The 24,706-nt window shown below is 70.7% G+C and carries 19 protein-coding genes; 11 read left to right on the top strand and 8 right to left on the bottom strand.

Annotation, left to right across the window (positions count from 1 at the left end; all coding sequences use genetic code 11):
• The first annotated feature begins 176 nt into the window (after positions 1-176).
• Positions 177-881: a glutathione S-transferase gene (locus tag FHR66_RS17930; protein WP_160969110.1), complete on the top strand. Its 705-nt coding sequence runs from the start codon at positions 177-179 to the stop codon at positions 879-881.
• A gap of 309 nt (positions 882-1,190) precedes the next feature.
• On the opposite strand, the gene FHR66_RS17935 is transcribed toward FHR66_RS17930, so the two are convergent.
• The 4 genes from FHR66_RS17935 to FHR66_RS17950 form a co-directional block, all read right to left on the bottom strand.
• Positions 1,191-2,024 (bottom strand): DUF3014 domain-containing protein, encoded by an 834-nt coding sequence (locus tag FHR66_RS17935; protein WP_160969112.1) that lies wholly within the window; start codon positions 2,022-2,024, stop codon positions 1,191-1,193.
• A gap of 341 nt (positions 2,025-2,365) precedes the next feature.
• Entirely contained in the window at positions 2,366-3,964 is a 1,599-nt protein-coding gene (locus FHR66_RS17940; protein ID WP_160969114.1) for a hypothetical protein, read from the bottom strand.
• Positions 3,965-4,064: 100 nt separating this feature from the next.
• Positions 4,065-4,523 (bottom strand): GNAT family N-acetyltransferase, encoded by a 459-nt coding sequence (locus tag FHR66_RS17945; RefSeq protein ID WP_343160684.1) that lies wholly within the window; start codon positions 4,521-4,523, stop codon positions 4,065-4,067.
• A gap of 70 nt (positions 4,524-4,593) precedes the next feature.
• Positions 4,594-5,073, bottom strand: a complete 480-nt coding sequence (locus tag FHR66_RS17950) for a DUF3574 domain-containing protein (RefSeq protein ID WP_160969118.1) — start codon at positions 5,071-5,073, stop codon at positions 4,594-4,596.
• A 243-nt stretch (positions 5,074-5,316) separates the two neighbouring features.
• Between FHR66_RS17950 and FHR66_RS17955 the strand changes: the two genes are divergently transcribed.
• The 6 genes from FHR66_RS17955 (at position 5,317) to FHR66_RS17980 (ending at position 17,067) form a co-directional block, all read left to right on the top strand.
• A complete protein-coding gene (locus FHR66_RS17955; protein WP_160969120.1) occupies positions 5,317-7,755 on the top strand; it encodes a TonB-dependent receptor plug domain-containing protein in 2,439 nt (812 codons plus the stop codon).
• Between the two features lie 368 nt (positions 7,756-8,123).
• Complete coding sequence (otsB, locus tag FHR66_RS17960) at positions 8,124-8,876, top strand: trehalose-phosphatase (RefSeq protein ID WP_160970927.1); 753 nt, start codon at positions 8,124-8,126, stop codon at positions 8,874-8,876.
• A 76-nt stretch (positions 8,877-8,952) separates the two neighbouring features.
• A complete protein-coding gene (locus tag FHR66_RS17965) occupies positions 8,953-10,734 on the top strand; it encodes a glycoside hydrolase family 15 protein (protein ID WP_160970929.1) in 1,782 nt (593 codons plus the stop codon).
• A complete protein-coding gene (gene otsA, locus FHR66_RS17970) occupies positions 10,731-12,101 on the top strand; it encodes an alpha,alpha-trehalose-phosphate synthase (UDP-forming) (RefSeq protein ID WP_160970931.1) in 1,371 nt (456 codons plus the stop codon). Before FHR66_RS17965 ends, otsA begins: the two co-directional genes overlap by 4 nt.
• Positions 12,102-12,456: 355 nt before the next feature.
• Positions 12,457-14,889, top strand: a complete 2,433-nt coding sequence (locus FHR66_RS17975; protein ID WP_202395001.1) for a membrane-bound PQQ-dependent dehydrogenase, glucose/quinate/shikimate family — start codon at positions 12,457-12,459, stop codon at positions 14,887-14,889.
• Positions 14,890-15,204: 315 nt separating this feature from the next.
• Positions 15,205-17,067 (top strand): methyl-accepting chemotaxis protein, encoded by a 1,863-nt coding sequence (locus FHR66_RS17980; protein WP_160970935.1) that lies wholly within the window; start codon positions 15,205-15,207, stop codon positions 17,065-17,067.
• A gap of 19 nt (positions 17,068-17,086) precedes the next feature.
• On the opposite strand, the gene FHR66_RS17985 is transcribed toward FHR66_RS17980, so the two are convergent.
• From FHR66_RS17985 to rluD, 4 genes are all read right to left on the bottom strand, one after another.
• On the bottom strand, positions 17,087-17,530 hold the full coding sequence (locus FHR66_RS17985) for a thiol-disulfide oxidoreductase DCC family protein (RefSeq protein WP_456361778.1): 444 nt from the start codon (positions 17,528-17,530) through the stop codon (positions 17,087-17,089).
• The gene (locus tag FHR66_RS17990; RefSeq protein ID WP_160970937.1) at positions 17,517-18,059 is read right to left on the bottom strand and encodes a DUF4166 domain-containing protein; all 543 of its coding nucleotides are present in this window, start codon (positions 18,057-18,059) and stop codon (positions 17,517-17,519) included. The genes FHR66_RS17985 and FHR66_RS17990 overlap by 14 nt, the downstream gene beginning before the upstream one ends.
• Entirely contained in the window at positions 18,044-18,817 is a 774-nt protein-coding gene (gene pgeF, locus FHR66_RS17995; RefSeq protein ID WP_160970939.1) for a peptidoglycan editing factor PgeF, read from the bottom strand. The genes FHR66_RS17990 and pgeF overlap by 16 nt, the downstream gene beginning before the upstream one ends.
• Positions 18,818-18,929: 112 nt before the next feature.
• Positions 18,930-19,937: a 23S rRNA pseudouridine(1911/1915/1917) synthase RluD gene (gene rluD, locus FHR66_RS18000; RefSeq protein ID WP_160970941.1), complete on the bottom strand. Its 1,008-nt coding sequence runs from the start codon at positions 19,935-19,937 to the stop codon at positions 18,930-18,932.
• Between the two features lie 116 nt (positions 19,938-20,053).
• Here rluD and FHR66_RS18005 point away from each other — a divergent pair, with 116 nt between their 5' ends.
• The 4 genes from FHR66_RS18005 to FHR66_RS18020 all read left to right on the top strand — a co-directional run bounded on the left by FHR66_RS18005 (position 20,054) and on the right by FHR66_RS18020 (position 24,496).
• A complete protein-coding gene (locus tag FHR66_RS18005; RefSeq protein WP_160970943.1) occupies positions 20,054-20,929 on the top strand; it encodes an outer membrane protein assembly factor BamD in 876 nt (291 codons plus the stop codon).
• Positions 20,930-21,253: 324 nt separating this feature from the next.
• The gene (locus FHR66_RS18010) at positions 21,254-22,204 is read left to right on the top strand and encodes a glycoside hydrolase family protein (RefSeq protein ID WP_160970945.1); all 951 of its coding nucleotides are present in this window, start codon (positions 21,254-21,256) and stop codon (positions 22,202-22,204) included.
• A 55-nt stretch (positions 22,205-22,259) separates the two neighbouring features.
• Entirely contained in the window at positions 22,260-22,997 is a 738-nt protein-coding gene (locus FHR66_RS18015; protein WP_160970947.1) for an ATP-binding cassette domain-containing protein, read from the top strand.
• Between the two features lie 41 nt (positions 22,998-23,038).
• Complete coding sequence (locus FHR66_RS18020; protein ID WP_456361779.1) at positions 23,039-24,496, top strand: ABC transporter permease/substrate-binding protein; 1,458 nt, start codon at positions 23,039-23,041, stop codon at positions 24,494-24,496.
• Positions 24,497-24,706: the final 210 nt, after the last annotated feature.

A 24,706-nucleotide genomic window follows, 5' to 3' on the forward strand; every position in this document is an offset into this window, starting at 1 on the left:
TGCCAGCAAAATGCGGCTGTCCGCCCCTGTTTCAAGGCCGGCGGCGATCGCCGTAGACGGCGGACGGCCATCGCCGCGGTCCAGGGCCGCCGCGGCCGCCGCCTCCCGGCGGTCACACGCCGCTACCGGAACGGCGGCTACCCTCGGCGCTCCCGTCCCCACGCGCAGGAGCCGCCATGCACTATGAGCTTTACTACTGGACCGGCATCCAGGGCCGCGGCGAGTTCGTGCGGCTGGCGTTGGAGGATGCCGGCGCCGGCTATCGCGACGTGGCCCGCGAGCAGGGCGACGCGGCGATGCAGCCCTTCCTCGACGGCGCTCATGCCGGTGCGCGCCCATTCGCGCCACCGTTCCTCAAGGCCGGCCGGCTGGTGATCGCGCAGGTCGCCAACATCCTGCACTTCCTCGGTCCATCGCTGGGCCTGGTGCCGGACAGCGAATCGCGGCGACTGCAGGCACTGCAACTGCAATTGACCATCGCCGACCTGGTCACCGAAATCCACGACAGCCACCACCCCATCGCCAGCGGGCTGTACTACGAAGACCAGCAAGCCGAAGCGCGGCGCCGCGCCGAGGACCTGCGCACGCAGCGGCTGCCGAAGTTCCTGGGCTATTTCGAGCAGGTGCTGGACCAGGGCGGCGGCCGCCACGCGCTGCGCGAGCATTCCTACGTGGATCTGTCGTTGTTCCAACTGATGAGCGGGCTGGACTACGCGTTCCCGCAGGCGATGAAACGGCTCTCGCCGAAGCTGCCGCGGCTGCGCGCGTTGCAGCAGCGCGTGTGCGAGCGTCCGGGCATCGCCACCTACCTGGCCTCGCCACGGCGCCTGCCGTTCAACGAGAACGGCATCTTCCGGCATTACCCGGAGTTGGATGGTTGAGCGGGGCTGTACGTCTGGCGTTGGCCTGCCACGTCCGTTGAAAAACAGCCGTCATGCCGTGGTGATCTCCCACTTGGCAATGACAGGGATGGTGTAGCGCGTCGGGACTGAAGCCCCTCCCACAAGGGCGCTTCAGGGGTGGCCATATGCGCTTCCCGCCGGAGCGGCTCGACATGGCCTCGGGCCATCGGCCGCGACGGGCGTTACCGGTAATGCCCATCGCGGCTGAAGCCGCTCCTACAAAAAACAAAAGACCCGCAGACGCGGCCGCATGGCGCGGTAGGCGCCTCCCCTGGATCGCCCTGTCGCTCAGGTCCGCGTCAGCGCCTCGCGCACCGCACGCAATTGCGCCTTGACCGCAGCGGCCTGGGTCGGGCCCATGCGCAGCAGCGCCTTCTGCCCGATCGACAGCGACTCCAGCGCCGGATCGACGAAGCCGTACTTGCCGCGCACCGGATCGACCGCCACCGCCAGCGGACCCTTCGGCGTCGGGGTCTGCAGCAGATGGTCGATCACCTGCACCAGGCGATCGTTGAAGTAGCCCTGCGGATAGCCCAGTTCCACGTAGGCCTGCTGGAACAGCGGATAGAAGCGCCGGTAGGCCGCCACCGCCGTCGCCGGATCGGCGCGGGTGAACGCCTCCACGTAGGGCGCATAGCGTTGTGCGTTGGCGTCGGCAATGACGCTGACGCCGCTGGCATCGGTACTCACCTGCAGCTCGCCCGGCACCGGCTTGAGCGCCAGCGCGCGCGAGGTGACGCGGCGCTGGGTCAGGTTGTCGACCATGGTCACCAGGCGCTGGATCAGGTGGTCGCGCAGCAGCAGCGCCAGCGGCGCATCGCCGCCGGCCAGCGCGCTCAGTGCCGCCCAGGCGGCATCGTCGCTGGCGGCCAGGGCCGGAATCGCCGCATCGGCGGCTTCCGCCGCATCGATGGGGTGCTGGATCGGCGGTGGCGTTGCGGCCGCGGCCGGCGCGTCGGGTGCTGCAGGCGGGGCGGCGGCGGGCGCTGGCGCGGCCGCGGCAGGTGCCGGCGCGGCGGTGGGCCACAGCGCCGCGATGTTGTCGCGGAACAACCACGCCGCGGCGGCGGCCACCAGCACGGCGACCAGGATCCACGGCCAGAACGAATGACGCGGCTGCATGGGATGCACATCTCCATTGGACAGTGAAGGTGTGACCGCGGCGGTGCGCCCCGGTTCCAGCGCGGGACGGCCAGCGTTCAGCCTGGGCGCACATCAATCGAAGAACGCTTTCACTGTTGTCGCGGTGCGGCGCGCCATGGGAGGTGATGACCGGCAGACCTCAAGCATTCGGTCTGCGACGCATCCTCGCGCCGCAGGGCGCTAGCTGCGCGGCGGCGAGGCACTATCCGGGAGGCCGCAGCGACGCGCGCACCCGCAACGAGGCGGCCACGGCCGGCTTGCGATCGAACGGCAGCCGCACGACCACCGCACGCGAGGCGGAAAGCGTGCCGCAGCGGCGCTCACTCCACCAGCACCGCGCGCGGCTTCTGCAGCGACAGCAGGCCGAGCAGTGCGGCCAGCACCAGATAGCCGCCGACGAACTGCCAGGCGATCAGCTTCGGCACGCCGCTCAGGGTCCACGGCAGGTATAGGCCCCCGCGCGGGTCCACCGAATGGATCAGCCCGAACAGGGTCAGCCCGGCCGCCACCAGCAGGAACACGGCGGCGCGGCGCAGGCGCCCGTCGACCATCGCCGCCACCGTGGCGATCCACAGCATCGCGGTGATGATGAAGCCGTTGCCCAGGGTCAGGATCACCGCCAGTTCCGGCAGCCCGTGGCCGTCCAGGGTGGTGGTGAGTTTCGCCAGCTGCTCCGGGGCGATCCAGCCCGGCGCCTTGATCGCCAGCAGGTACGCCACCGACGGCAGGAAACCCAGCACCATCGCCCCGGCGTGGCGCTTGGGCGTGGCCTGGAAGGCCTGGGTGGTGATGTCGATGGCGACGTAGACGATGATCGGCGCGAGCACCGCCATCGGCAGCCACTGCACCAGGCCGGCGACCAGCCCGAACATGCCGCCCAGGCCGATGAACAGGCCGGTCAGCAGGGTGTAGCCGCTGCGCGCGCCCATGTGCTTGTAGGCCGGCTGGCCGATGTACGGCGTGGTCTGGGCGACGCCGCCGCAGACGCCGGCAATCAGCGTCGCGCCGGCTTCGACCAGCAGGATGTCGCGGGTGCGGTAGTCGTCGCCGGCGGCGCGCGCGCTTTCGCTGACGTTGATGCCGCCGACCACCATCAGCAGGCCGAACGGCAGCAGCAGCGGCAGCAACGGCACCGTGTCGGCCAGGCCGGCGACGAAGCCCAGGCTCGGCCACGGCAGCACCAGCTGCGGCGCGATCCACTGCGGCGCCTGGTGGCCGGGAATGCCGAAGCCGGCCGCATTGGCCCAGTAGTACAGGCCGGTGCCCAGCGCCAGCGCCAGCGGTACCCCGGGCAGGCGCCACGGCAGCCGCCCCTTGGCGATCAGCACGTACAGCAGCAGGCCCAGCACCACCAGCCCGACCAGCGGCGTGCGCAGCGTCTCCAGCAGCGGCAGGAAGCCCATCAACACGATCGCGATGCCGGCGATGGAGCCGAGCAGCGCGGCGCGCGGCAGCGCGCGGGTCACCGCATCGCCGAAGAACGACAGCACCGTCTTCAGCGCGCCCATCACCACCAGCGCGGCCATGCCCAGGTGCCAGGTGGCCAGCGCCGCGGCCTGCGGATCCAGGCCCTGCTGCTTGTAGCGCACGAAGGCCGGGCCGAGCACCAGCAGGGCCATGCCGATGCTGGTCGGTGCGTCCAGGCCCAGCGGCATCGCGGTCACGTCGCTGCGCCCGCTGCGCGCGGCCAGCCGCCGCGCCATCCACGTGTACAGCAGATTGCCGACCAGCACGCCGAAGGCGGTGCCGGGAATCATCCGGGTGTAGATGACCTCGGCGGGGAACTGGAACAGGCCGACCAGGGCCAGGGTGATGAAACCGAGGATCGACAGGTTGTCGACCACCAGGCCGAAGAAGCCGTTGAGGTCGCCGGCGACGAACCAACGCGGACGCGGCGAGACAGGAGCGGGAGTGGACATGCGGGCAGTGGCGGCGTTGGGAGTCGAGGGATGGTAAGGGGAAGCGGTGCCGCAAGAACGCTGCACGCGCAGGATGCCGTTTTCCGGCGACGGCGCGCCGCTACGGCGACAGCGGCAGATGCAGGAATTGATTGAACGCACTCGGCACGTAGTCGCCGAACGCCGGCCCGTTGCGGAAGCCGCGCCGCCGGTACAACGCCAGCGCCGCCTCGAACGCCGCGCCGCTGCCTGTTTCCAGGCTCAGCCGCGGCAGACCCTCGGCGCGGGCGACCGCGATCATATGCTCGAGCAGCGCCGCGGCCGCACCCTGCCGCAGGAAGGCCGGATGCGTGCGCATCGACTTCAGCTCGCCGCCGCCATCGCCGAGCACGCGCAGCGCACCGACCGCAGCCAGCGCGTCGTCGCGCCACACGCTCCACACGCGCACCTGCGGCTGCCGCAGACCCGACAGATCCAGCGCATACACACTGCCCGGCGGCGACTGCGCATGCATCTGCTGCAGGTGGTACTCCAGCAACCCACGCACCGCCGGATCGTCGAGATCACCGGGCCGAATCACGAACGGCCCCACCATCACCGCAGCACCCCGCCCTTGCGAATCCCCAATCCCCACTCCCGAATCCCCGCCGTCAAAACGACACGTCCACCGGCGACCGCGCCCACAGCACCGACTGGTGGCCGGTGGCCTGCTTCCACGCCAGCCGGATCGCCTCGATGTCGGCGCGGCGCTGCGGGGTGTCCTCGTGCAGGATCACCAGCACCTTGGTGTTGAGCCGGTTCGGCTCCTTGGCTCCGCGGAACAGCCACTGGCCGTAGGCGTCGAACACGGTCAGGCCATCGGGAAAGCGCGGCGTGACCTCCTGGTCCAGGAACGCGCGCCAGCGCGCCTCGCTGATCGGCTCGGCCTGCGGGCGGTCGGCCGGGCCGCTCTCCTCGCCCACGCCGAAGTACAGCTCGCTGCGCACCCAACCACTGGCCTGCCCCGGCCGCGCCGCATCGCCCTGCAGCGTCGCGCTGACCTTGCTCGGCGCGGTGGACGCGGTGGGCGCGATGCTGGCGCAGGCGCTCAGGGCCAGGAGGACGGCGATCAACGGGGCACGCAGCAGCATCGGCAGGGTCTCGGTCGGAACGGGAAGGGAGCAGGCGATCGTAGGCCAGGCGCGGTGCGGGGCCGGATAACTGCCGGGCATGAACTCATGCCCGAAGCACCGAGCACGCGGCTCGCACATCGCCTTAACGTCGGGCTAATATATCGCTTCATCCGGATGGATGCAGCAACCTTTGCCGACCCCAGTCGCCGCCACGGCCGGCGCGGCCGGTCTTGATGGTCATCGTTTCAGGAGAGAACCCCCATGTCGTCCCCGTTCGTCAGGCCGCTGAGCCTGGCCATCGCCCTGGCCCTGGCGGCCCCCGCGTTCGCCCAGGAGGCCGCCCCGGCCACCGCGACCAACCTGGACACGGTCATCGTCACCGGCACCCGCGCCAGCGGCCGCACCGTGCTCGAATCCACCGCCCCGGTGGACGTGCTCAGCGCCGAGGACATCCGCAAGGCCGGCGTGGTCAACGGCGAACTCGGCAGCGCGCTGCAGGCGCTGCTGCCCTCCTTCAACTTTCCGCGCCAGTCCAACTCCGGCGGCGCCGACCACGTGCGCGCCGCGCAGCTGCGTGGACTCTCGCCCGACCAGGTGCTGGTGCTGGTCAACGGCAAGCGCCGCCACACCTCCGCCCTGGTCAACACCGACAGCAAGATCGGCAAGGGCACCACGCCGGTGGACTTCAACGCGATCCCGATCAGCGCGATCAAGCGCATCGAAGTGCTGCGCGACGGTGCCGGCGCGCAGTACGGCTCCGACGCGGTGGCCGGGGTGATCAACGTGATCCTCGACGACGACCCGGACAGCGGCGCGCTGGAGGCCAGCTACGGCGCCAACCACACCGACGTCAAGCCGATCCACCGCACCCTCACCGACGGCCAGACCGGCTATGCCAGCGGCAAGGTCGGCACGCGCCTGGGCGAGGACGGCGGCTTCTTCAAGGTCGGCCTGGAGCTGAAGAACCACGAGTCCACCAACCGCGCCGGCTTCGACCAGATCCCGCCGTTCGAGGAGCAGACCCCGGCCAACCTGGCGCTGGCCGGCAAGCGCAACTATGAACTCGGCGACGGCGCCAGCAAGGACCTCAACGCCTGGATCAACGGCAAGCTGCCGTTCGGCCAGGGCGGCGAGGTCTATGCCTTCGGCACCTACAACCAGCGCGACACGCAGGGCGCCAACTACTTCCGCTACCCCGACGGCGCCGCCAACTGGACGCAGGTGTATCCGCAGGGCTACCGCCCGGTGTCGCTGGGCGAGAACCGCGACCTGCAGGCCGTGGTCGGCGCGCGCGGGCAATGGGGCGAATGGGCCTACGACGCCAGCCTCGACTACGGCCGCAACGACTTCACCTACCGGCTCAAGCACTCGCTCAACGCCTCGCTGGGCCCGGGCAGCCCGACCCGCTTCAAGACCGGCGACTACGCCTTCGAACAAGGCGTGGCCAATCTCGACCTGAGCCGCAGCTTCGACGCCGCCGGCGCCACCCACACCGTGGGCAGCGGCGTGGAGCTGCGCCGCGAGCACTACCGCACCCGTCCGGGCGACCCAGCCAGCTACGCCGCCGGTCCCTACACCGACCGGCCCACCGGCGCCCAGGCCGGCGGCGGCCTGACCCCGCAGGACGCGGCCGACCTGTCGCGCAACGTCGCCAGCGTCTACGCCAGCGTGTCCAGCCAGTTCGGCGACAAGCTCTCCACCGACCTGGCCGCGCGCTACGAGCACTACCAGGACTTCGGCGGCGAACTGACCGGCAAGCTGGCCGCGCGCTACGAGTTCGTCCCGGCGTTCGCCCTGCGCGGCGCGATCTCCAACAACTTCCGCGCACCGTCCTTGAGCCAGATCGGCTACGAGGCCAGTTCCACCGGCTACAACGCCAACGGGCAGTTGCTGCAGGGCCGCCTGCTCTCGGTCGACAACCCGATCGCGCAGGCGCTGGGCGCCCGCACGCTGCAGCCGGAAAAGTCGCGCAACTACAGCCTGGGCTTCACCAGCCGCGTCGGCAGCCACTTCGACCTGTCGCTGGACCTGTTCCAGATCGACATCGACAAGCGCATCGCGCTGTCGGAAAGCATCGACGGCGACGCCCTGACCGACTTCGTCGCGCAGCGCTTCGGCATCACCGGCCTGCAGAGCGCCAGCTTCTTCGTCAACGCCGCCGACACCCGTACCCGCGGCGCCGAGCTGGTCAGCAACTGGCGGCAGGCGCTGGGCCAGGGCCAATTGCAGTTGACCGGCACCTGGAGCTACGCCAAGACCGAGCTGGAAAACGTCGTGGCCACGCCTGCGCAGTTGCTGGCGCTGAACCCGGACTACGTGCTGTTCGGCGTGGAAGAGCGCAACACCCTGACCGAGGCGACCCCGCGCACCCGCGCGCAGCTGGCGGCGAACTGGAGCGACACGCGCTGGTCGTTGCAGACCCGTGTCACCCGCTACGGCAGCGCCACCCGCGTGTTCGACTTCGGCGACGGCTTCGCCCCGGAGCAGACCTACCGCGCCAAGTGGCAACTCGACGCCGAGGTCGAATACCACCTCACCCCGCAGTGGAGCGTGGCGGTGGGCGGCCAGAACCTCACCGACGCCTACGCCGACCGCTCCAAACCGGACATCGCCTACTTCGGCAACCTGCCCTACGACGTGCTGTCGCCGATCGGCAGCAACGGCGCTTACTACTATGGGCGGGTGCGGTACACCTTCTGACTGAGGTGCCGGGATTGGGGAGTCGGGATTGGGGAGTCGCAAAAACAGCCGGGATTCGGGAGTGGGGATTGGGGATTCGTAAAAGCGGTGCGTCGGCACTCGTGGAGCGCTACCCAATCCCGAATCTCCATTCCCCAATCCCGGCATCTGCAGACAGCCGGGATTCGGGAGTGGGGATTGGGGATTCGCAAAAGCGGCGCGTCGGCGCTCGTGGAGCGCTACCCAAGCACGAATCTCCACTCCCAATCCCGGCATCTGCAGACAACCGCAGCCGCTGGGCGCCCGATGTTGCGAATCCCCAATCCCCACTCCCGAATCCCCGCCCCCAATCCACCTGGCGCTAACGCTGTCTCGTTCATCATCGCCTGATGGCAGACGCGCTCCCCCTCCGACCGCCGCCGCCGCGTCTGGACGATGCCTGCGCATTGTTCCTGGACGTGGACGGCACCCTCATCGCCTTTGCCGAACGCCCCGACCAGGTGCAGTTGCTGCCCGAGGTCCGCGAGGCGATCGGCCGCCTGCACCAGCGCCTCGGCGGCGCGGTGGCGCTGGTCAGCGGACGTCCGCTGACCCAGCTCGACGCCTTGTTCGCACCGCTGCGGCTGCCCGCCGCCGGCCTGCACGGCCACGAGCTGCGCAGCGACGCCGACGCGCAGGCGGCGATGCCCGCCGATACCTCGGCGTTTCTCCATGCGCTGCATGCGCGCGCCGCACACCTGCGCCAGGCGCATCCGGGCGTGCTGGTCGAAGACAAGGGCGCCAGCATGGCGCTGCATTGGCGTGCGGCACCGATAGCGGCCGACGCGGTGCTGGCGTTCGCGCACGAACAGATCGCCGACCTGCCGGGCTACCGCCTGCAGCCCGGCGACCACGTCGTCGAGTTCGTGCCCGAGGGCAGCGACAAGGGCGTGGCGCTGACCACGCTGCTGCAGCAGCCGCCGTTCCGCGGGCGCCGCCCGGTGTTCGTCGGCGACGATCTCACCGACGAATTCGGCTTCGCCGCGGCCAACCAGGCCGGCGGCTGGAGCGTGCTGGTCGGCACCCGCGCCGACAGCGTCGCCACCTATGCGCTGCCCGATCCACGCGGCGTACACGCCTGGCTGCGCGATAACGCTGGATGAGGGCGCCAATGCGCCCGCCCGCCTGCGCCCCGTGGCCGCTTCCCCCACTGCTTCCGCACAAGGACCCGTCCGCTCCATGAGTTCCCCCAATCTCGACCTCGGCGTCATCGGCAACGGCAGCTTCGGCGCCCTGATCGACAAACGGGCCAGCGTGGTGTGGAGCTGCCTGCCGGCCTTCGACGGCGATCCGGCGTTCTGCGCCCTGCTCTCCCCGCGTGCGCATCCCGGCGGCGACTTCAGCATCGAGCTGGAAGATTTCGTCGACAGCGACCAACACTACCTGGTCAACACCGCGATCCTGCGCACCGTGCTGCGCGACGCCCATGGCGGCGCGGTGGAGGTGATCGACTTCGCGCCGCGCTGGCGCAACCACGGCCGCTTCTACCGCCCGGTCAGCATCATCCGCCAAGTGCGGCCGCTGGCCGGCAACCCGCGCATCCGCGTGCTGGCCAGGCCGCTGGCCGACTGGGGCGCCCGCCAGCCGGAGCGCACCTGGGGCAGCAACCACGTGCGTTGGCTGCTGCCGGACTTCACCCTGCGCCTGACCACCGACGTGCCGGTGCGCTTCATCCGCGACGAGCTGCCGTTCGTGCTCAACCACCCGGTCAACCTGATGCTGGGCGTGGACGAATCGCTGACCCGTTCGCTGACCGGCTACATCCAGGAAGCGCAGGAACGCACCGAGGAATACTGGCGCGAGTGGGTGCGCTACCTGTCGGTGCCGCTGGACTGGCAGGACGCGGTGATCCGCAGCGCGATCACCCTGAAGCTGTGCCAGTACGAGGACAGCGGCGCGATCATCGCGGCGATGACCACCTCCATCCCGGAAGCGCCGGACACACCGCGCAACTGGGACTACCGCTACTGCTGGCTGCGCGACGCCGCCTTCGTGGTGCGCGCGCTGAACCGGCTCGGCGCCACCCGCACCATGGAGCAGTTCCTCGGCTACATCTTCAACATCGCCACCACCGACGGCAGCCTGCAGCCGCTGTACGGCATCGGCTTCGAGGCGGCGCTGGAGGAACACGAGGTCGAATCGCTGGCGGGCTATCGCGGCATGGGCCCGGTGCGGCGCGGCAACCTGGCCTGGATCCAGAAGCAGCACGACGTGTACGGCAGCGTGGTGCTGGCCTCCACCCAGCTGTTCTTCGACCTGCGCCTGAAGGATCCCGGCGACACCCACACCTTCCTGCGCCTGGAACCGCTGGGCGAGCGCGCGTTCGAACTGCACGACGTGCCCGACGCCGGCCTGTGGGAATTCCGCGGCCGCGCCGAGGTGCACACCTACACCAGCGCCATGTGCTGGGCCGCCTGCGACCGTCTGGCCAAGATCGCCGCACGGCTGGGCCTGGACGAGCGCGTGGCGCACTGGCGCGAACGCGCCGACCGCATCCACGCGCGCGTGCTGGCCGAGGCCTGGAACGCGGAGCTGGGGCACTTCACCGACACCTTCAACGGCCACCGGCTGGACGCCTCGCTGCTGTTGCTGGCGGACATCGGCTTCATCGCCCCGGACGATCCGCGCTTCATCGCCACGGTCGAGGCGATCGGCCGCGACCTCAAGCATGGCGATGCGCTGTACCGCTACGTGGCGCCGGACGATTTCGGCGAACCGGAGACCAGCTTCACCATCTGCACGTTCTGGTACATCGACGCCCTGGCCGCGATCGGCCGCAAGGAGGAAGCGCGCGAGCTGTTCGAGCGCATCCTCGCCCGGCGCAATCACCTGGGCCTGCTGTCGGAGGATCTGGCCTTCGACAACGGCGAAGCCTGGGGCAATTTCCCGCAGACCTATTCGCATGTCGGCCTGATCATCGCCGCCATGCGTCTGTCGCGCAGTTGGCAGGAGGCATCATGAGCAGATTGGTGGTGGTATCCAACCGTGTGGCCTTGCCCGGCGAGAACCGCGCCGGCGGCCTGGCGGTGGGCTTGCTGGCGGCGCTGAAGGAGCGCGGCGGCGTGTGGTTCGGCTGGAGCGGCAAGACCGTGCGCGGCGACAGCGGCGCCATGCACGAACAGACTCAGGGTGACATCCGCTTCGTCACCATGGACCTGAATCGCGCCGACCTGGACGCCTACTACAACGGTTTCGCCAACCGCACGCTGTGGCCGCTGCTGCACTTCCGCCTGGACCTGGTCGACTACGACCGCGCCACGCGCGAAGGCTACCGCCGGGTCAACGCCATGTTCGCCGACAAGCTCGCGCCGATGCTGCGCGAGGACGACACGGTGTGGATCCACGACTATCACCTGATTCCGCTGGCCTCGCTGCTGCGCGAACGCGGCATCGGCTGCCGCATCGGGTTCTTCCTGCACGTGCCGTTCCCCTCGGCCGACCTGATCCAGGCGCTGCCGGACCACGCACGACTGTTCTCCGGCTTCTACGCCTACGACCTGATCGGCTTCCAGACCCGCCGCGACGTCGACCGCTTCCAGGCCTACGTGCGCCTGTTCGGCGGCGGCAAGGTGATCAAGGACGGCGTGCTGGAAGCCCCGGGCGGCCGCCGCTTCCGCGCCGCGATGTTCCCGATCGGCATCGACACCAACCTGATCGCGCAGCAGGCGCGCGCGGCAGTGAGCAAGCCGGCGGTACGCGATTTGCGCAACAGTCTGCGCGATCGCCAGCTGGCGATCGGCGTGGACCGGCTGGACTACTCCAAGGGCCTGCCGGAACGTTTCCTCGGCTTCGAACGCTACCTGGAACGGCATGCCGACCAGCGCGGCAGCCTCACCTACCTGCAGATCGCCCCGGTCTCGCGCGGCGACGTCACCGAATACAAGCAGCTGCGCAACCAGCTCGAACAGATCGCCGGGCACATCAACGGCGGCCATGCCGAGCCGGACTGGACCCCGCTGCGCTACGTCAACCGCAACTTCACCCACGCCACCCTGACCGGCTTCTACCGCGCCGCGCAGGTCGGCCTGGTGACGCCGCTGCGCGACGGCATGAACCTGGTGGCCAAGGAGTACGTGGCCGCACAGGATCCGGAGAATCCCGGCGTGCTGGTGCTGTCGCTGCTGGCCGGCGCCGCCGACGAACTGAAGGAAGCGCTGCTGGTCAATCCGCACGACCTGGACGGCGTCGCCGACGCCATCGCCACCGGCGCCTCGTTGCCCAAGGCCAAGCGCATCGAACGTTGGCAGGCGATGATGGACCACCTGCGCAAGCACGACATCAATGCCTGGCGCCAGCGCTATCTGCAGGCGCTGGAAAGCCTGCGTTAGCGGCGGCGCGCTTTCGCACGCCGCGCGGCCGGCCCCTGCGCGCCGCGCGCTCCCCTCGAGATATCGCCATGCGGCGTCCACCACGGCGCCGCATGACGCTGTGTTCCGCGTGCCATCACGGCCCGACGACCTACGCCGCCTAAAATAAGCCCGACGCGCCGCGCCGGTTCCATGCTTTCCGAGAACGCAGCGGCGCGGTCGCTGCCTTGCGATGCGCGCCGTCCTCGCGGCCCCGCCCTCGCCTCTCCCCCCACGATCCGCCTGCACCGCCGCCATTCGCGCCACGCGCCAGGGATCCTCGTCGGATGTTTCGCTCATGACTGCTTCTTCCTCCCCACACGGACCCGGTCGCTGGCTGTTCGCCGGCTACGCCGTCCTCATCGCCGTGATCGGCGTCGCGCTCGCCGTCATGGGTGGGCAACTCGTCGCCGTCGGCGGCTCCTGGTACTACCTGCTCGCCGGCGTGGCACTGGCCGTGTCCGGCTTGCTGCTCGCGCTCGGCCGCCGCGTCGGCCTGTGGCTGTTCGGCGTGACCCTGGCCGCGACCATCGCCTGGGCCCTGGCCGAGGTCGGCCTGGACGGCTGGGCGCTGATCCCGCGCCTAGCGATGATCTCGGTGCTCGGCCTGCTGCTGTTGCCGTTCTGGAAGGTCGCACGCTGGCGTCTGGCGCCCGTCTCCGGCATCGGCTATCTGGTGGTCGCCGGCGTGCTGCCGGTGCTGGGCGCGGCCCTGGTGTTCGCGCCGCTGCTGTTCCCGCGCACGGTGGAACTGGCCGATCCCAGCCTGGCCGCGCAGCGCCCGCAGGCCGCCTTCAGCCGCGCCACGGTGAACAGCCCCGATGGCAACGTCGCCGGCAACCACGACGCCGGCAACTGGACCGCCTATGCCGGGTCCAACCTGTCCAACCACTACAGCCCCGGCGCGCAGATCACCCCGGACAACGTCAAGGACCTGAAGATCGCCTGGGAATTCCATACCGGCGACCTCAAGCCGGCCGGCTCCAAGCTCGGCTACGCGTTCCAGAACACCCCGCTGAAGGTCGGCGATCTGGTCTACATCTGCACGCCCACGCAGAAGGTGATCGCGGTCGAGGCCACCACCGGCAAGGAGCGCTGGCGCTTCGATCCGCAGACCAATCCGAAGGCCATGGCCGGCGTCGCCGCCACCACCTGCCGCGGCGTGTCCTACTTCGAGGCGCCCACCCCGGTCGCCGAATGCGCCAAGCGCATCTTCTGGCCGATGGTGGATGGCCGCCTGGGCGCGCTCGACGCACTCACCGGCAAGCTGTGCGACAGCTTCGGCACGCACGGCTACGTCGATCTGAACAAGGACACCGGCAACACCAAGCCCGGCTTCGTCGGCCCCACCTCGCCGCCGGTGGTGATGCGCGGCGTGGTGATCCAGCCCACCGGGCAGATCCGCGACGGCCAGGAACGCGACGCGCCGTCCGGCGTGGTGCGCGCCTTCGACGCGATCAGCGGGCAGCTGCGCTGGGCCTGGGACCTCGGCAATCCGGCGATCGACGCGGCGCCGCCGGCTGGCCAGACCTACACCCGCTCGACCCCGAACGTGTGGTCGCTGATGGCCGCCGACGACCAGTTGGGCCTGGTCTATCTGCCCACCGGCAACGCCTCCGGCGATTTCTTCGGCAAGCAGCGCACGCCGCAGGAAGAGGAGTACACCGCCTCGCTGGTCGCGCTGGATGCGGCCACCGGCAAGGAGCGCTGGCATTTCCGCACCATCAACCACGACCTGTGGGACTACGACATCGGCCCGCAGCCGAACCTGGTGGACTTCCCGGTGCCCGGCGGCGGCACCCGCCCGGCGGTGATCCAGGCCACCAAGTCCGGCCAGGTGTTCGTGCTCGACCGCGAAACCGGCGCGCCGATCATGCCGGTGCAGCAGCTCCCGGTGCCGCAGGGCACCGACCACGGCGACTGGACCGCCAAGACCCAGCCGGTGTCGCCGGGCATGCCCAACACCGTCGGCGCGCCGAGCAAGGACTACGAGACCCTCGTCGAATCCGACGCCTGGGGCATCACCCCGTTCGACCAACTCGTATGCCGCATCCAGTTCAAGCGGCTGCGCTATGAGGGCATGTTCACCCCGCCCAGCCTGGGCGGCTCGCTGGCCTTCACCGGCAACCACGGCGGCATCAACTGGGGCGGCGTGTCGGTGGACCTGCAGCTCGGCATCATGGTGATGAACAGCAATCGCCTGCCCTACACCGAACACGTGTATCCGCGCCAGGAAATGCAGGCGCTGGGCGTGATGTCGGTGTTCAACGGCAAGAGCAAGACGCCCGGCTACATGGCCCAGGAAGGCCTGCCCTACGGCGCGCGCAAGGAGCCGTGGATGTCGCCGCTGAACACCCCGTGCGTGGCGCCGCCGTGGGGCTACATTTCCGGCGTGGACCTGCGCACCCAGCAGGTGATCTGGCGGCGTCCGCTGGGCACCGGCTACGACCAGGGCCCGATGGGCATTCCGTCGAAGATGAAGTTCGAGCTCGGCACGCCCAACAACAGCGGCTCGCTAGCCACCGCCGGCGGCGTGACCTTCATCGGTGCGGCGCTGGACGACTTCCTGCGCGGCTACGACACCCAGACCGGCAAGCTGCTGTGGGAAGTGCGCGTGCCGGCCGGTCCGCAGGCCGCGCCGCTGAGCTACACGGTCGATGGCAAGCAGTACATCGTCGCCGCGATCGGCGGCCACGACCGCATGGACACCAAGGCCGGCGACAGCGTGATCGCCTGGACCCTGCCCGACGCGGCGACGCCGGCGAAGTAAGCGGCCCGCGCCGTACCACCCCGCCACCGGCCGCGCAGATGCGGCCGGTGGCGATGACGGCCTGCCCGGCCATGGCTGGGCCGGCGCGCCCGCCTGGCCGACCGCACGTCCGCCCGCGGCGCCCATCCTGCTGCAACGCAGCACACCATGACACCTTGCCCAGCGGGCGACGGTTGTCCAGGCCATGTGAAGTTTCCGACGAACGGCAGGCGCCTGCGATCAAGCACGCCTGGCGATGCGCCGATACTGGGTGTACCCCCGCGAGATCGCGTCGCCCCCGCGGCGTTGCCCGTTGTTTCCCAACCGGTGCACACCATGCCCTCGCCATCTGCCGCTCTCCGCCCGACCTCCCCTTCCTGGCTGCGCCCGCATTCGGCGCTGCTCGCCCTCGCCCTCGCCCATGTCCTGGTGCTGCTGGCGCTGGCCGGCTATGCCGTACATGTGGGTCGCACGGCCGGGCCCACCGGATCGGCGCTACCGCGCTTGCTTCCGGCACTGCTGGGGGCCGCAGCCGTGGCGGCGACGCTGGCCTGGGCCGGCAGGCGCAGCGCGCCGCGCTCGCTGGAGCGGGCCACGCAGGCGCTGCAGGCGCTCGGCGAAGGCCGCTTCGAGCACCGTGTGGACCTGACCGGCGACGCCGCCGAGGCGGCGCTGTTGCGCGCGGTGCAGCACGCGCAGCAAGCGCTGGCCGCGCGCCAGGCGCAGACCGAAGCGGAACTGCAGCATGGCCGCTTCGTCATCCAGGCGCTGGACGATCTCGACACCATGGTGCGCATCGCCGACGACGATGGCCGCGTGCATTTCGCCAACCGCAAGCTGCTGCAGATGCTGCGCACCATCGAGCCGGACGTGCAGCGCTTCCGCCCGGAATTTCGTGCCGAACAGTTCGTCGGCGGCAGCATCGGCGACATCTACCCGGACAGCCAGGCGGCGATCGACCGCATGCGCGCGCTGACCGGCTCCAAGCGTGTGCGTGCGCCGTTCTTCGGCCGCCAGATCGATTTCGTGTACAGCCCGATCAACGGTGCCGACGGCCGCCGCCTGGGCACCATCGCGCAATGGGAGGAGGTGACCGCACAGGTCGCCGCCGAACAGGCGCTGGCCACGGTGATCGAGGCCGCCGCGCGCGGCGATTTCAGCCAGCGCATCGACACCGCGGCGATGGACGGGGTGCTCAAGTCGCTGGCCGAAGGCGTCAACCGGATCGCCGACGCGGTGGAGCGCAACCTGGCGGAACTGGCCGGGGCGCTGACGGCGCTGGCCGAGGGCGATCTCACCCACCGCGTCGACGGCCAGGCGCAGGGCGTGTTCGCACGGTTGCGCGATGACACCAACCGCACCGTCGCCAAGCTCACCGAGATCATCGTCGGCATCCAGGACGCGGCCGAGACCATCCGCCGCGCCGCCTCCGAGATCGCCGCGGGCAACACCGACCTGTCCGATCGCACCGAACAGCAGGCGGCGAGCCTGGAAGAGACCGCCAGCTCGATGGAGGAACTGACCTCGGCGGTGAAGCAGAACGCCGACAACGCGCAGCAGGCCAACGGCCTGGTGCAGAACACCGGCGAGGTCGCCCGTTCCGGCGGCCAGGTGATGGACGAGGTGGTGGCGACGATGCGCGCGATCAGCGCCTCCTCGCAGCGCATCGGCGAGATCATCGGCGTGATCGACGGCATCGCCTTCCAGACCAACATCCTGGCGCTCAACGCCGCGGTGGAGGCGGCGCGCGCCGGCGAACAGGGCCGCGGCTTCGCCGTGGTCGCCGCGGAAGTGCGCTCGCTGGCGCAGCGCTCGGCCGACGCGGCCAAGGAGATCAAGGACCTGATCGAGGCATCGACGCGCACCGTCGGCGAAGGCGCGGCGCTGGTCAACCGCGCCGGCGCCACCATGCACGAGATCGTCGGCTCGGTGCAGCGCGTGACCGGCCTGATCGGCGAGATCAGCGCCGCCAGCGGCGAGCAGTCCAGCGGCATCGAACAGGTCAACCGCACCGTGGCGCAGCTGGACGAAGTGACCCAGCGCAATGCCGCCCTGGTCGAGGAAGCCACCGCCGCCGCGCGCAGCATGGAGGAACAGGCTGGCGGCCTGGCCGCCGCGGTCGGCGTGTTCCGCCTCGACAGCGGCCGCGCCGGCGGTACCGAAGGCAAGGTGGTGCCGTTCGCGCGCGGCAGCGGCTGAGCCGGGCGGAGCGCCGCGCTCAGTCCAGAAACCGCGACCGCTGCGCCGGCTCCGGCAGGAAACACTGCGCGGTGGTGCCGAACCAGCGATGGCGGTTGCGCGCCAGCACCCGATAGCCGGCGTCGCGCCAGCGCCGCGGCAGCAGGCGCAGCACCGCGACGCTGCGCCACACCCCACCGAGTCCGGCGATCACCGCGATCGCCGCGTCCGAATCGGTCAATGCGCCATGCCGGGTCAGCAGCAGGAACGACAGCGGATCGGCCGGATCCAGCCCGTGTTCGCGCAACAAGGCGCTGCCGCGCGGCGACTGCATCGCCGCAAAGCGGTAACGACCGCGGCGGTCATGGCGCAGCAGGAACCGCACCCAGCGGCTGCACAGCGCACACACCCCGTCGAACACGACGATGGCCGCGTCCTCCGGCGCCGTGGGCGTCGCGACCGGCAGCGGCTCAGGCCGGCGCAAGCCAGCCCTCGTAGCGGATGAACGGCCCGATCCACGGCAGGGTCACCGCGATCACGAACGCATAGCGGCCGTCGCGCTGGTCTTCGCGGCAGTGCACGCCGGCCAGCCAGCGCCCAGGCAGCGGCAGCACGCCGAAGGCCCAGGCGCGCGCCGCGCGCCATTCGATGCCGGCGCCGTCGATCCGCAAGGCGAATTCGAAGACCACCGCACCCAGGCGCTCGCGCAGGCGGCCACGGTGCAACCACAGCCGCGAGGGCATGGCATGCGTGCCGAAGCGGCGCTCCCAGCGCTCGCCGTGCGCATCGGCGCGGAACACCACCTCCACCGGCGTCGCCGGCCCGGTGCGCGGCAGCCGTACCAGCCACGCGCACAGCGGCAGCAACGGATGCCGGCCGCGCTGCACCACGGCCTGACCGACATAGCGCGACTGCGACGACGGGGTGTGCAGCGCGCGCAGCACCGGCGGCAACTGCGCGAACGCCGGCCCCAGCAGCTGCGCGAACAACGGCGGGGTCAGGGCGCGATCCACGCCAGGGTCGCCATGCGCCCGCTGCGGCGGTCGCGCCGATAGGAGTAGAAGCGCTGCGCATCGGCGATGGTGCACAGGCCGCCGCCGTGGATCTGGTCCGGCGCCATGCCGGCCACGACCAGGCGCTGCCGCGCCAGCGCGTACAGGTCCACCCGCCAGTGTCCGGGCCGGGTGTCCACGAACGCCGCGGCGGCGGCCGGATCGTGGCGCAGGAACGCCTCGCGCACCTCGCTGCCGATCTCGTAATGCTGCGGTCCGGCCGCCGGGCCCAGCCAGGCCTGCAGGTGTGCCGCCGGCGTGCGCAGCGCGGCCACCATGGCCTCCAGCACGCCGCCGGCCAGCCCCTGCCAGCCGGCGTGCGCGGCACCGACCTCGCTGCCATCGCGCGCGGCAAACACCACCGGCAGGCAGTCGGCGGTCAGGATCGCCAGCACCACGCCCGCTTCGGCGGTGACTGCGGCATCGGCAGTCGGCTCGGCGTCGACGCCGGTGCCGTGCGGCGGCCCGTCGAAGCGCAGCACCTGCACGCCGTGCACCTGGCGCAGCCAGTGCGGCGGCGTCGGCAGCGCCAGCCGCTCTGCCAGCTCGTCGCGGTTGCGCTGCACCGTGGCCGGGTCGTCGCCATCGGCGGCGCTGCGGTTGCCCAGATTGAAATGGTCGAACGGCGGCAGCGAGGCGCCGGCACCGTGGCGCAGCGTGGTCAGGGCGCGTACGCGCGGCGGGGCCGGCCAGTCGGCGTGCAGGGCGAAGTCGGTCATCGGCGGCACGCTCGGCCGGCAGCGACTGCCGCGTCGCCGCGGACCGGCCGTCCATGCGCCAGGGCCGGACCGCAGGCCAGCAGGGCACGGGAGACGGGCGACCTGGCCATGCTCAGCGCCGCGTCCGCTCGGCGGCCGCCTGCGCATCCGCACGCAAGGAGGCCATCAACTGCTGCAGGTCGGCCGGCACCGCCGCGGTGGCGCGCACCGGCTCGCCGCTCGACGGATGCTTGAACTCCAGGGTCTCGGCATGCAGTGCCTGGCGCTTGAAGCCGCGCAGCTCGCCGATCAGCTCCTCGCTGGCGCCCTTGGGCAGCTTCAACGGGCCGCCGTACAGCGGGTCGCCGACGATGGGGTGCTTCAGGTGCGCCATGTGCACGCGGATCTGGTGGGTACGGCCGGTCTCCAGGCGGCATTCCAGGGCCGTGTGGGCACGGAAGCGCTCGCGCAGCCGGTAGTGGGTGACCGCGTCGCGGCCGTCCTCGCGCACCGCCATGCGCAGGCGGTCGCGCGGATGGCGGTCGATCGGCGCGTTGGCGGTGCCGCCGGAGACCAGCGCCCCGACCACCACCGCCAGGTATTGCCGGTGCACATCGCGCGCGGACAGCTGCGCCACCAGCGAGGTGTGCGCCTGCAGGGTCCGCGCCACCACCATGGCGCCGCTGGTGTCCTTGTCCAGGCGGTGCACGATGCCGGCGCGCGGCAGCGCCGACAGCCCCGGATCGCGGTACAGCAAGGCGTTGACCAGGGTGCCGCTGGGGTTGCCGGCGCCCGGATGCACCACCAGCCCGGCCGGCTTGTTCAGCACGATGACCTGGTCGTCCTCGTACAGCACCTCCAGCGGGATGTCCTCGGGCAGGGCGTGGGTCTGGGTGTCCAGCACCGCGTGCAGGCTGGCGATCTCGCCGCCGCGCAGCGCATCGCGCGGCCGCGCCGGGGCGCCGTCCAGCAGGGCGTCGCCGGATTTGATCCACTCGGCCAGGCGCGAGCGCGAGTATTCGGGGAACAGTTCGGCCAGCACCGCGTCGAAGCGGCGGCCGGCGGCATGATCGGGGACGCGCGCCTGGCGCGGGCCGTCGCTGACGGCGTCCTCGGGGAGATCCGGGGGGGTATGGGGCATGGCAGAGGCACGGCTTGGGTCGGAAAAAGGGGGTCGCGGCGGCCATAGTCAGTCGCAGGACAGGCCACTAGGCTATCATCGCCCCTTCGTATTCCTGCCCTGCCGCGCCCGAACCCATGATCCGACGCTCCGTCCCGCTGTCCGCGCACGTCCGTTTCATCGCCCTGCTGCTGGTCACGCTGGTCGTGGCGACGGGTTGCCACCGTCAGAAGAAGAACCCCGAAGAGGGGATGCCGGTGGAGCAGCTCTACCAGAAGGCGCATGCGCAGATGGAGAGCGGCAACTGGGCCGGCGCCGAGAGCAGCTTCAAGCGGCTGATCGCGCAGTACCCGTACGGCAACTACACCGAGCAGGCGATGATCGAGAGCGCCTACGCCCAGTACAAGGCCGGCAAGCACGACGACGCGGTGTCCACCATCGACCGCTTCATCCGCACCTACCCGACCCAGCGCAACATCGCCTACATGTACTACCTGCGCGGGTTGTCCAACTCCAACCGCGACACGGTGTTCCTGCGCCGGGTGTGGTCGCTGGATGCCAGCCGCCGCGACCTGTCCACCCCGCAGCAGGCCTATGCCGACTTCAATACCGTGGCCGAGCGCTACCCGAACAGCCGCTACGCCGCCGATGCGCGCGAGCGCATGATCGCCCTGCGCAACGTGTTCGCCCAGCACGAGCTGGACAACGCGCTGTACTACCTGCGCCGCGACGCCTGGGTGTCGGCCGCCTCGCGCGCCACCTACCTGCTGGAGACCTACCCGCAGAGCGCGTACCAGTACGACGCAGTGGCAGTGCTGGCCGATGCCTACACCCACCTGGGCAACAAGACCCTGGCCGCCGACGCGCGCCGCGTGCTCGAGCTCAACGACCCGCAGCATCCGTGGCTGACCGGCAACTGGCCGAAGTACCCGTGGATGATCCGCAAGCTCAACCCGTTCGCCGGCGAGAAGTCCGCCGCCACCGGACAGTCCAACTCGCAGATGCAGCGCTGATCCACCGCGCCGGCAACACGCACACCGACAGGGGCCGCAAGGCCCCTGTCGCGTTTGAGGGCTGCCGATTGGACCTCTGCCGACTGGTCGGCGCGTGTGTTCGGCCGCCGGGGAAGACTGTGGCGACGCGCCAGGGCGCACAGAGGCCGGTGCCTACGCAGCAGGGCTGCCCTGGCCACAGGGCGCACAGCCGTGTGCGCGCGCTTCCAGACCAGGCACGGCGGAGTGCGACCCGCACCGCAGTCCCGGGAATTGGTGCCGACGCCGCCGGCCGCGCTTGCTAGGCTGCCTCCACGCCTCCTCCGTGCCGATCCGCTGGGACCCATGCCCATGCCCATCCTGCGCCCGCTGCTGTGGTTGTTCGCCGCCGTTCTCGCCTCTGCCGCCCTTCCGGCCGCCGCGGCACCGGCCATCGTGTACGGGGTCAACGGCCACGACGGCCGCCAGGCCTACCCGCTCAGCCAGAGCGAGGCGGTGTTCCGGCTGCTCGACCAGCGCAACCTGCGCAGCTACCGGTTCGACGTGGATCCACGCAACTTCACCGTGCTCGACCAGTTGGTGCAGCTCTCGCGCAAGTACAACATCGCGCTGCGGCCGATGGTGTATCCGATGTCGCGCGAGATCGGCTACGCGCTGGCGCGCCGCTACGCCAACGACATCAAGGTCTGGGAGATCGGCAACGAGCAGGATCTGGACCGTGCCGCCGCCCCGGCGCGGATCGCGGCGATGACCACGATGTACCGCGGCATGAAGCAGGCATCCGACGAACTCGGCGCCGGCCTGCAGTTCACCATCAACATCACCGCCTGCAACAGCGACGATCACTCGGCCAACGCGCGCTGCCCCGGCGACCGCAACGGCTCGCTGTGGTTCCTGGACCAGGCCAAGGCGGCCGGCTTCGACTTCGACCGCATCAGCTTCCACTACTACGCCTTCCACGGGGAGCGCGGCTACTGGATGGACCTGTATCTCGGACAACTGCGCGCCGCCGCGCAGAAGTACGGCACCAAGGTGTACGTCAACGAGCTCAACTGCGCCGAGGTGTACACCGGCAACACCGATGGCGGCCATCCCGGCGACGGCGCCTGCTACGACAGCGTGGCGGACCTCCTGCAGACACTGCGCAGCGATTACGCCGACGTGGTCGCCGAGGTCAATCTCTACGAATTGCTCGACCAGCCGGACCAGCAGGGCGCGGAAGCCCATTTCGGCCTGATGTACGACCTGAGCCGGCCGAAACCGACCCTGGACCTGCTGACCGACGCCGCCCGCTGAGGCCGCGGCGGCGTCTTCGCGCGGCGTGGTCGCCGCCTGCGGCTATGCTGCGGCGATGTTCGAACTGCATCGGGTCACCCGCCGCTACGGCGACACGCTAGCACTGGACCGGGTCGATCTGCGCATCGCACCGGGCCGCACCACCGCGTTGATCGGCCCCAGCGGCGCCGGCAAGTCCAGCGTGCTGCGCCTGCTGCTGGGGCTGGAATGGCCGGACGCCGGCGAAGTGCGCTTCCAGGGCGAACCGCTGCGCCGCGCCACTCTGCTGGCGCAGCGCCGGCGCATCGGCTACGTGATCCAGGAAGGCGGCCTGTTCCCGCACCTGAGCGCGCGCGACAACGCCGCCTTGCTGGCCCGCACGCTGGGCTGGACACGGCCGCGCATCGAGGCGCGCCTGCACGAGCTGGCCGAATTGTGCCGCCTGCCGGAAGCGCTGCTGGCGCGTTACCCGGCCGAGCTGTCCGGCGGCCAGCGCCAGCGCGTGGGGCTGATCCGCGCGCTGTTGCTGGACCCGCCGGTGCTGCTGCTGGACGAACCGCTGGGCGCGCTCGACCCGATCGTGCGCCACGAGCTGCAGACGCAGATGCGCGAGCTGTTCGCGCTGCTCGGCAAGACCGTGGTGCTGGTGACCCACGACGTCGCCGAGGCCGCCTACCTGGGCGATACCCTGGTGCTGATGCGCGGCGGCCGCGTGTTGCAGGAAGGCAGCGCACGCACCTTGCTGGAGACGCCGGCCGATCCGTTCGTCGGCCAGTTCCTGCAGGCGCAGCGCACCCTGGAGGATGCGCGGTGACGTCGCCGGGCGCGCACTGGCGCGCGATCGCGCTGGTCGCCCTGGGCGGCCTGGCCAACCTGCTGGGCGCGCCGGCCGCGGCCGCCGACGCCAAGGTGGTGGTCGGCTCGAAGAACTTCACCGAAGCGGTGGTGCTGGGCGAGATCGCCGCCGGCGCCGGGCGCCAGGCCGGCGTCGAGGTCGAGCACCGGCGCCAACTCGGCGGCACCCGCATCCTCTGGCGTGCGCTGGAGCAGGGCTCGATCGACGCCTACGCCGAGTACACCGGCACCCTGGCCGCCGAGCTGCTGCAGATGCCTGGCGCCGACGACGCCGCGCTGCGCAAGGCGCTGGCGCAGCGCGGCCTGGCGATGAGCGCGCCGCTGGGCTTCGACAACACCTATGCGTTCGGCATGCGCCGGCAACGCGCGCAGGCGCTGGGCATCGCACGCCTGTCCGACCTCGCCGCACATCCGACGCTCAAATTCGGGCTGAGCAGCGAATTCGTCTCGCGTGCCGACGGCTGGCCCGGCGTGCGCGACGCCTACCGCCTGCCGCAGACCCCCACCGGCCTGGACCACGACCTCGCCTACCGCGCGCTCGACAGCGGCGCGATCGACCTCACCGACCTGTACAGCACCGATGCCGAGATTCCGGCGCACGGCCTGCTGGTGCTGCAGGACGACAAGCATTACTTCCCGCGCTACGCCGCAGTGTTCCTGTATCGCGCCGACCTGGCGCAGCGCGCGCCGCGCTTCGTGCAGGCGCTGCAGGGACTGGGCGGACGCATCGACGCGGCGACCATGCAGCGCCTCAACGCCGAGGCCAAGCTCGACAAGCGCGCCGAAAGCGCCATCGCCGCGCACTGGTTGGGCATCGCCGCGCCGGCCCAGGACGGACGCCTGCAGCGGCTGCTGCAACGCACCCGCGAGCACCTGGCGCTGGTCGGGCTGTCGCTGGGCCTGGCCCTGCTGGTGGCGCTGCCGCTGGGCATCCTGGCGGCACACCGGCCACGGCTCGGCCAGGCGGTGCTGGCCCTGACCGGCGTGCTGCAGACGCTGCCGTCGCTGGCGGTGTTCGTGTTCATGATCCCGCTGTTCGGCATCGGCGCCAAACCGGCGATCGCCGCGCTGTTCCTGTACAGCCTGCTGCCGATCGTGCGCAACACCCATGCCGGCATCACCGGTATCGCCCGCGAACTGCGCGAGACCGCCGCCGCGCTCGGCCTGCCGCCGGGCACCCGGCTGTGGCGGATCGAACTGCCGCTGGCGCTGCGCACCATCCTCGCCGGCATCAAGACCGCGGCGGTGATCAACGTCGGTACCGCGACCCTGGGCGCGCTGATCGGCGCCGGCGGCTACGGCCAGCCGATCCTCACCGGCATCCGCCTGGACGATCTCGGCCTGATCCTGGAAGGCGCGGTGCCGGCCGCGCTGCTGGCGCTGCTGGTACAGGGCCTGTTCGAGCTGCTGGAGCGGGTGCTGACCCCGCGCGGGTTGCGCCTTGCGGCGCGGCGGTAAACCAGGCGCCTCGCCGCGGGCATGAGGTGCGGCCGGCCATCGGCGCCCGCACGAAACGCATCACAACCGCATGCGGTCGCGGCTGAAGCCGCTCCTACGGCGTGCATGCCGCTTTCTCGTAGATACCGTCTTACCCCCTAGCAGGCAAGGCCCCTTTTCGGGTCGAACGCGGTGCCCGATTTGAGGACGCCATAGGCGAGGTGCAGGAGC

It is taken from the genome of Xanthomonas sp. F4, assembly GCF_011761895.1.